Source organism: Streptomyces europaeiscabiei (assembly GCF_001550375.1).
Classification (GTDB): domain Bacteria; phylum Actinomycetota; class Actinomycetes; order Streptomycetales; family Streptomycetaceae; genus Streptomyces; species Streptomyces europaeiscabiei.
In genome coordinates, this window is the sequence record NZ_LRTR01000698.1 from 1 (window position 1) to 6,778 (window position 6,778).

The 6,778-nt window shown below is 71.9% G+C and carries 8 protein-coding genes; 4 read left to right on the plus strand and 4 right to left on the minus strand.

Annotated elements, in window-relative coordinates; translation table 11 throughout:
* A partial coding sequence (locus AWZ10_RS34775; RefSeq protein WP_244172646.1) for an AAA family ATPase occupies positions 1–1,093 on the minus strand: 1,093 nt, incomplete at its 3' end.
* 299 nt (positions 1,094–1,392) lie between these two features.
* On the opposite strand from AWZ10_RS34775, the gene AWZ10_RS34780 reads away from it, so the two are divergent.
* Positions 1,393–2,202 carry a hypothetical protein gene (locus AWZ10_RS34780; RefSeq protein WP_060892997.1) on the plus strand — a complete coding sequence of 270 codons (810 nt, stop codon included), beginning with the start codon at positions 1,393–1,395 and terminating at the stop codon, positions 2,200–2,202.
* A gap of 108 nt (positions 2,203–2,310) precedes the next feature.
* Here the strand turns inward: AWZ10_RS34780 and AWZ10_RS34785 are convergent, their stop codons facing one another.
* Together AWZ10_RS34785 and AWZ10_RS34790 are read right to left on the minus strand one after the other, a co-directional pair.
* Positions 2,311–2,604, minus strand: coding sequence for an AzlD domain-containing protein (locus tag AWZ10_RS34785; RefSeq protein ID WP_107417557.1), 294 nt, complete (start codon positions 2,602–2,604; stop codon positions 2,311–2,313).
* A gap of 17 nt (positions 2,605–2,621) precedes the next feature.
* A complete protein-coding gene (locus tag AWZ10_RS34790; RefSeq protein WP_079104560.1) occupies positions 2,622–3,371 on the minus strand; it encodes an AzlC family ABC transporter permease in 750 nt (249 codons plus the stop codon).
* 113 nt (positions 3,372–3,484) lie between these two features.
* Here AWZ10_RS34790 and AWZ10_RS34795 point away from each other — a divergent pair, with 113 nt between their 5' ends.
* Positions 3,485–4,072 (plus strand): helix-turn-helix domain-containing protein, encoded by a 588-nt coding sequence (locus AWZ10_RS34795; protein WP_060892999.1) that lies wholly within the window; start codon positions 3,485–3,487, stop codon positions 4,070–4,072.
* 86 nt (positions 4,073–4,158) lie between these two features.
* On the opposite strand, the gene AWZ10_RS34800 is transcribed toward AWZ10_RS34795, so the two are convergent.
* Positions 4,159–4,362, minus strand: a complete 204-nt coding sequence (locus AWZ10_RS34800) for a cold-shock protein (RefSeq protein WP_007490911.1) — start codon at positions 4,360–4,362, stop codon at positions 4,159–4,161.
* Between the two features lie 380 nt (positions 4,363–4,742).
* Here AWZ10_RS34800 and AWZ10_RS34805 point away from each other — a divergent pair, with 380 nt between their 5' ends.
* Together AWZ10_RS34805 and AWZ10_RS34810 are read left to right on the plus strand one after the other, a co-directional pair.
* Positions 4,743–5,588, plus strand: a complete 846-nt coding sequence (locus AWZ10_RS34805) for a menaquinone biosynthetic enzyme MqnA/MqnD family protein (RefSeq protein ID WP_037693104.1) — start codon at positions 4,743–4,745, stop codon at positions 5,586–5,588.
* A gap of 186 nt (positions 5,589–5,774) precedes the next feature.
* The coding region (locus tag AWZ10_RS34810; protein WP_159058456.1) for a serine/threonine-protein kinase at positions 5,775–6,778 on the plus strand (1,004 nt) is incomplete at its 3' end.

Sequence of the window (6,778 nt, forward strand, 5' to 3'; positions counted from 1 at the left end):
GCCGGGCGGCCTCGGCGAGCGCCGCCGCGGTCTCCTCGTCGGGGCCGGGGGTCGCGGACGCCCGGTACCAGGCGTGCAGCGGGCCCGTACTCACCTCGGCCAGCGCCTGGAACGCGGCGTACCGGTGTGCGAGGGGGGCACGGCCCAGCACCAGTGCGCGCAGCACCGGGTGGTGGAAGTCCAGCCCGTCCGCCGTGGCCGTGATCAGGCCGTCCTCCTCGGCGGGGGAGAGCGCGTCGAGGGAGAGACCGGCCGCCTCCAGCGCCTTCCGCAGCGGGCCCGCCGCCGTGGAACGGCCGGCCGCCAGCACGACCAGCGCCCGGCGGGCGGGATCCGGCAGGCCGTCGATACGGGCCGCCCAGGCGCGCTCCAGATGACTGCCGAGGGACGGCGGGTCCAGCAACGGCCGCTCACCGCGCGCCTGTTCGTCCGTCAGCCCGCTCGCGATCTCCCGCAGGGCGAGCGGGTTGCCACCGCTGATGCGGACGAGGTCGGCGAGCACGTGGGGTGTCACGCGGCCGTCCAGCAGGGTGGCGCACTCCTCCGGCGCCAACCCGCCGACCTGCACGGTGGGGATGGAGCGGCGGGGGCCCGACTCGCCGTGGTCCTCGCGGGAGCCGAGAGCGAGGGCGACCCGTTCGCTGGACAGGCGGCGGGCGACGAAGAGAAGGACGCGCTGGGAGGAGGGATCCACCCAGTGCAGGTCGTCGACGAGGATGACGACCGGGCGCTCGTCGCCGAGCGCCGCGAGGACGTTGAGGGCGCCCATGCAGGCGGCGTACGGATTGCCCGGCGGGTCCGCCGGGTCGCCGCTCAGGGCCAGACAGGACTCCAGGGCCGAGCGCTGGACGCCGGGGAGTTCCCTGAAAAGGGATGAATGGGGCATCAGTAGGTCGCCGAGGGTGGCGAAGGGGAGCACGGTCTCGGTCTCGATGCCCCGGGCGCGCAGGATCGTGCCGGGGGCCGCGCCGGACGTTCCGGCTGTCGCTCGCTCCGCCGCGTAGTCCAGCAGGGCGGTCTTTCCGATGCCGGGTTCACCCCACAGCAACAGCGCCGCCCCACCCGCCCCACCTGCCACGAGCAGGTCGTCCATCAGCCGGCGTTCCCGCTCCCGACCGACGAGTCCCCGTAACAATGCGCCACCCCCTGGTGCCCGCCTGCGCCCGGCCCCGCCCGTCCATCATGCCCCCAGGGGGAGTCGTCAGGGGAGATGTAGGGACTTCCCGGAAGCGAGGGGGGCCGCCCCGGGCCTTCAATGGTTTTGCGCAACAGCACCGCAGGGGGATCGCACCACCGGGGGTACGCACCACAAGGGGTACGCACCACAAGGGGTACGCACCACATAGGGAAATCAGGGGAATGAACCAGGTCGCGGAACCAGGGGGACGGCCCATGCCGGCATCCGAGGGACGCGGGGATCTCACCTCAGGACCCGACCGGCTCGACTCGGTCGAGCTCAAGGTGACGTTCTCGGGTGCGGGCGCGGCCGCCGCGACTGGGGCGCTGGCGCCGGACACCGGGGGAGCCCGGCGCCGCGTCTACTTCTGTGAGAACCTCGCCCGCTCCGCGGCGCCAGGACAACTGCCGCTTCTGGATGCGGGGTTGATCCTGCGCCTTCGGGCGGGGAGCGGGCGGGGCGGGGCCGTGACCGCGGAATTGCGGCCCTGTCGCCGGTCCCGGCTCTCGGAACGTTGGCTGCGTTTCCGTGAGCGGGGACCGGACTCCTTCCACCTGGCGGGCGCCTGGTCGGGCGACCGCCGGGTCCTCTCCGCCACCTTCGTCTCCGACTGCGGGCGTACGGCCGTGGAGGCCGCCGCCGCAGGCGCCGAGCCGCTGGACCGCGTCTTCTCCGACAGCCAGCGTGCCTTCCTCGCCGACTGCGCCGACATCGACGTCGGCTTCGGCTCACTCGACGTCCTCGGCCCCGTCCACACGGTCCGACGGCACGGCGTACGCCTCGACCATCACGAAGTGACCCTGGAGCACTGGACGTTGCCCGCCGGGGACGGCGACGCCGAGGGCGTCCCTCTGGAGTGGCTGGAGGTCTCCGAGCGGGTCGCCCCCGAGGGCGCCGAGGTCGTCCAGGCCTCCCTCACCGCCCTCCTCAAGGGCAAGGGACTCGAACCCGACCTCGGCTCGGGCATCCGGGTCCGGCGGGTCCTGGAGGAACTGGTCGCACAGGGCGCCCGGCGGGCCCCGTGAAGGCAGGGAGGCGAGTGAGGTACGTAAGGCAAGTGAGGCGAGTGAGGCAAGCGAGGCAGTGATTTCCACGCGGCCGGCGTCGGAGTCGTGCGACTTCGGTAGGTCCGGCTAACCGACCCCGACCGCCCGCAACCCCGCCGTGGTCGCCGTCGCCCCCAGTACCACCACCGCGAACGGCGCCCTCCGCCACGCCAGCGCCCCGCCCACCAGCACCCCGGCGGGCCGTGCCCACCCGGCGAAACCGCCGCCCTCGGTCAGGGCGCCCGTGGCCAGCAACGCCACCAGCAGCACCACGGCGGCCCCGGCCAGCAACTCCCGCACCCGGGCGGGGATCTCGATGCGCCCCTGCAGCGCGGGCCCGGTGAGCCGGAAGACGTACGTCCCCACGGCGAGCACCACCATCGCGCCGACGACCGGACTCACGACACCCTCCCGTCCGCCGCATCCGCCGCGTCCGAGCCATCCGTCGTGTCGGAGCCGTCCGCCCCATTCACCGACGCCCGCCACGCGACCAGCCCGGCCAGCGCCAGCAGCACGGGGACGCCCGCGGGCGTCACCGGAGTCGCCGCCAGCGCCACCACCGCCCCCAGCAGCGCGGCCCGCCGTACGGGCGGCTCCTCCCGCAGGGCGGGCAGGACCAGCGCGGCGAGCACGGCGGGGAAGGCGGCGTCGAGGCCGTACGTGGCGGTGTCGCCCAGCGCGGTACCGGCGAGGGCCCCGGCCAGGACGCACACGTTCCAGACCGTGAAGAGGCCGAGCCCCGAGATCCAGAACGCGGCCCGGCGCCGTACGGGATCGCGCTGGGCCAGGGCGAAGGCCACCGTCTCGTCGGTGACGAGGTGCGCGCCCACGAAGCGGGCGGCCTTCCCCGGCCCCAGCACATCGGCGACCGCCAGGCTGAACGCCGCGTTGCGGGTGTTGAGCAGCAGACCCGTCGCCGCCGCCGCGAACGGTCCGCCCCCGGCCAGCAGGACCCCCACCGCGCTGAACTGCGCCGCACCCGCGTACACGACGAGCGACATCACCACCGGCACCCACACCGGCAGCCCGCCCGCCACCGAGATCGCGCCGAAGGAGACGCCGACCACCCCGCCGGCGAGGCAGACGAGCGAGATGTCCCGGAGCAGCGCGGGATCATGAACCTGGAGTGTTCGGAGAGGCGAACGCATGTTTTCTACAATGATCAGCAGACGGGTCGTTCGTCAAGGCGAACGTTCGTACTTCTGTGGCGAACGGAGTGGGTGGGATGAGTGGAGCGGGTGAAGCGGGCGGAGCGAGCGGGATGTCGGACGCGGTGTCCGGAGACGGGGGGCGGCCCCCGTCCCGCCTTCCCCTCGACTGGATCGCCGCCGCACTCCGCCGGGAGCGCACCCGTGCCGGCCTCTCCCTCTCCGAGCTGGCCAAGCGCGCCGGGATCGCGAAGTCGACGCTGTCGCAGCTGGAGTCGGCGAGCGGCAATCCGAGCATGGAGACGCTGTGGGCGCTGGGCGTGGCGCTCGGGGTGCCGTTCAGCGCGCTGATCGAACCGCCGGTCCCGGCGGTGCAGGTGGTCCGGGCGGGCGAGGGGCCCACCGTCCACTCCGAGCACTCCAGTTACACGGCGGTCCTGCTGTCCGCGAGCCCGCCGGGTGCGCGACGCGACATCTACCGGACCCACCTCGAACCGGGGTCGGTACGGGAGTCGGAGCCGCACATTCCGGGGACGGTGGAGCACCTCACCGTGAGCACGGGCCGGGTGAAGGCGGGCCCGAGGGGCGAGGAGGTCGAACTCGGCCCCGGGGACTACATGGCGTTCCGGGGCGACGTACCGCACTCGTACGAGGCGCTGGCGCCCGGGACGACGTTCGTACTCGTGATGCAGCACTTGTAGGAGGGAAAAGGCAGGAGCCCCTTCGCCGAAAGGCAAGGGGCTCCTTGGGTACTGCTCTCAGACGTCGTCAGAGGGGCATCCCTCGATCAGACGGGCGTGACGTTCTCCGCCTGCGGGCCCTTCGGGCCCTGCGTCACGTCGAAGGAGACCTGCTGGTTCTCCTCCAGCGAACGGAAGCCGTTCGCGTTGATGGCGGAGTAGTGGACGAACACGTCCGGACCGCCACCTTCCTGGGCGATGAAGCCAAAGCCCTTTTCGGCGTTGAACCACTTCACGGTTCCGGTAGCCATAAGCCCTCCTTGGGCCCAAAGGGTTTGCCCTGCTCCAGAACCCTGCAAGTGTGAAAACAAGATGCCGCACAACTGCATACGTCTGAAAACGACGAGAGCCCGCGGTTACATGCTCCGCAGGCTCTGTACTGCAAGGGAAACCAAACTGCAACTTGCGGCGAGCCTAGCACGCAGTCCGGGGAATGCAATAGAGGGCTAGATCACGTCACCCGGATGTTTGACCGGCTCGAGTCGCGGGTTGACGCATCGCCTCTTCTGCACCAGCGGTCTCGCGAACGACACGCCGTCGAAAGTATTGACACGTGGTGCACATCCGGTTTAGCGAGCCTCTCTCGGCCCCCGGAGCCCGCACCGTATCCCATGAGGGCTAGCCTCGCGATGTGGACAATTCTCGCAACCGGCCGCGCGTCGGCCACATCCAGTTCCTGAACTGCCTGCCCCTGTACTGGGGGCTCGCGAGAACGGGCACGCTCCTCGACTTCGAGCTGACCAAGGACACCCCTGAGAAGCTCAGCGAGCAGCTGGTGCGCGGGGACCTCGACATCGGGCCCATCACGCTCGTCGAGTTCCTCCGCAACGCGGACGACCTGGTCGCCTTCCCCGACATCGCCGTCGGCTGCGACGGGCCGGTGATGTCCTGCGTCCTCGTCTCCCAGGTGCCCCTCGAACGCCTGGACGGCGCACGTGTCGCACTGGGTTCCACCTCGCGCACCTCCGTCCGCCTGGCGCAACTGCTGCTCGCCGAGAGCGTCGGCGTACAGCCGTCGTACTACACCTGCCCGCCCGACCTCCCGCTGATGATGCGGGAGGCGGAGGCGGCGGTGCTCATCGGTGACGCGGCGCTGCGGGCCAACCTGCTCGACGGCCCGAACTACGGGCTGGAGGTGCACGACCTGGGCGCCATGTGGAAGGCGTGGACGGGGCTGCCGTTCGTCTTCGCGGTGTGGGCGGCGCGGCGGGACTACCTGGAGCGGGAGCCGGAGGTCACCCGCAAGGTGCACGAGGCGTTCCTGGCCTCCCGCGACCTGTCCCTGACCGAGGTGACCAAGGTCGCCGAGCAGGCGGCCCGCTGGGAGGCCTTCGACGAGCAGGTCCTGGAGCGGTACTTCACCACCCTGGACTTCCGCTTCGGCGGGCCCCAGTTGAGCGCGGTCGCCGAGTTCGCGCGGCGGGTCGGCCCGACCACCGGATTTCCGGCGGACGTGAAGGTCGACCTGCTTTCCTGAACATTTCCTCCCGAAGTCCCGGCGAAGTTCCCGGAATTTCGTTTGACGAATTCCCCGTTCTGTGGCATCGGCAGCCGACGTTCGCATTCCCATTCGGGCGTACGGCACTACGCTGCTGGGGAGTCGTGCGTCGTGGAGAGTTCGTACGGGGTGACGCGCGGGAGACGTACGGGGGAGGTGTCGCCCATGCAACCGCTCGATGTCGGCGAGCCCACGGTCGTGGGGCCCTACCGGCTGCTCGGCCGGCTCGGGTCCGGCGGGATGGGCCGCGTCTATCTGGGGCGCAGCGCGGGCGGCCGTACCGTCGCCGTCAAGATCGTGCACCCGCACTTCGCCCTCGACGAGGAGTTCCGCGCCCGCTTCCGCCGTGAGGTCGACGCGGCCCGCCGCGTGGGCGGTTCCTGGACCGCCCCCGTCCTGGACGCGGACCCGGAGGCGTCGGTCCCGTGGGTGGCGACGGGTTACGCGGCCGGCCCGTCCCTCGCGGCGGCGATCGCGGACAGCGGCCCGCTGCCCCCGCACTCGGTACGGGTCCTGGGCGCCGGCCTGGCGGAAGCACTCTCGGCGGTGCACGCGCTGGGTCTGGTCCACCGGGACGTGAAGCCGTCGAACGTGCTGCTCACCGTCGACGGCCCCCTCCTCATCGACTTCGGCATCGCCCGCGCCACGGACGGCACGGCCTCGCTCACCTCGACGGGTGTCTCGATCGGCTCCCCCGGCTACATGTCTCCCGAGCAGATCCTCGGCAAGGGCATCACCGGTGCGGCGGACGTCTTCTCCCTCGGCGCGGTCCTCGCGTACGCAGCGACCGGTCAGTCCCCCTTTCCCGGTGACTCCTCCGCCGCCCTCCTCTACAAGGTCGTCCACGAGGCGCCCCGACTGGACGGCCTGGAGGGCGACCTGCGTGACCTGGTCGAGCACTGCCTGTCCAAGGACCCCGCCACCCGCCCCGCCCCCGACGAGGTCGCCCGCGCCCTGGCCCCCCAGGGCGCGGCCCGCCTGGTGACGGCGGGCTGGCTGCCGGGCCCGCTGGTGGAACAGGTCGGCCGGAGCGCCGTGCAGCTCCTGAACCTGGACGCGGCGGAGGAAGGCCCGTCCGGGCCGGTGGGATTCAGCAGTCCGTCGGTCGGGACGGTGGGGACGGGGGAGTCGGCGGCCGGGACCCCAGCCGGCGACGCGCGGGCGGAAGC